This window comes from Aeromonas sp. QDB54, assembly GCF_027707385.1.
Classification (GTDB): domain Bacteria; phylum Pseudomonadota; class Gammaproteobacteria; order Enterobacterales; family Aeromonadaceae; genus Aeromonas; species Aeromonas hydrophila.
In genome coordinates this window covers 1-733 of record NZ_JAPCIT010000091.1, presented here as the reverse complement: position 1 = coordinate 733, position 733 = coordinate 1, and the positions used below count along the sequence as shown (strand labels likewise).

The following is a 733-nucleotide window of genomic DNA, read 5'->3' as shown; positions in this document are numbered from 1 at the left end:
TCGGCTCAAACATGAAGAAATGAAATGACTGAGTCAGCCGAGAAGAATTTCCCCGCTTATTCGCACCTTCCCTAGCATCATCACTCAGCCGCTTATTGTCGGTGTCTTCTTGTCTTGCCTGTCCGGTTACCGTGTGGTTGCGGTGCTGAGGGCTGGACGGGAGGCAGCTTGACAAGAGGGCATCAACAATAAGGAGAAACAACCAATATGAATAAGCATGAAATCAACGCATATAAGCAAGCCCTAGAGAAATACAATCCGTTCCATGGGGTTAACTTCCCGATTACCTCAGTTCAACTCTGCGAGATTATTAACGGTCTCCGAGAGAAGCATAACGAGAAGGTGGTAGAGCTACGCCATGACCATTTAATGAAGAAGATTGCAGAGTTTAACGGCCCAAATTTTCGGGCGGTTGAATCTGAGTATCGAGACGCTAAGGGCGAATCCCGCAAGTGCTACCTCTTGGGTAAACTTGAATGCCGTGTCCTGGCGTCTACCGAGAGCAAGACAATCAACGTCCTTATCATGACTTACCTCGAGCAGCTTGAAGCCATCTTCGAGAAAGCCCAAGAGGCCAAAGTCAACGAGCTAGACCGCAAGCTGTCCAAGAACGGTATCACTTGGCGAGAGGCTTGTCGGATTGCAGGTATTCATCACTTTGTAGTGGTCTAATCATCCCGGACACCGTTTTAGGTGGTACAGTCGCCACCATTATTTGAGGTGTTCAATGACA

The 733-nt window shown here is 48.3% G+C and carries 1 protein-coding gene; it reads left to right on the top strand.

The features are described from left to right. The first annotated feature begins 207 nt into the window (after window positions 1-207). Complete coding sequence (locus PG881_RS23950) at window positions 208-672, top strand: hypothetical protein (protein WP_270803327.1); 465 nt, start codon at window positions 208-210, stop codon at window positions 670-672. The last annotated feature ends 61 nt before the right edge of the window (window positions 673-733 follow it).